At 61.4% G+C, this 236-nt stretch carries 1 pseudogene; it reads left to right on the top strand.

The window, feature by feature from the left end:
* Window positions 1-236: pseudogene (locus HJ536_RS20785) on the top strand (bifunctional 5-dehydro-2-deoxygluconokinase/5-dehydro-2-deoxyphosphogluconate aldolase); the annotation flags it as partial.

The raw sequence follows: 236 nt of genomic DNA on the forward strand, positions 1-236 counted from the left end.
CGGTTTATCCTCGAGCAGCTGGCGCGCGAGGGGGTGTGTACGGACGGGGTGAAGACCGATCCGGAGCGGCTAACGGCTTTGGTCATTCTGGGTATTCGGGATGAGGAACAGTTCCCGCTGATCTTCTATCGCGAGAACTGCGCGGACATGGCGCTGTGCGAGGATGACATTGATGAGGACTTCATTAGCCGGGCGCGGGCGGTTGTGGTCACGGGCACGCATCTGAGCCATCCGCG

Origin of the sequence: Donghicola mangrovi (genome assembly GCF_013377535.1) — a bacterium.
GTDB classification, from domain to species: domain Bacteria; phylum Pseudomonadota; class Alphaproteobacteria; order Rhodobacterales; family Rhodobacteraceae; genus Donghicola; species Donghicola mangrovi.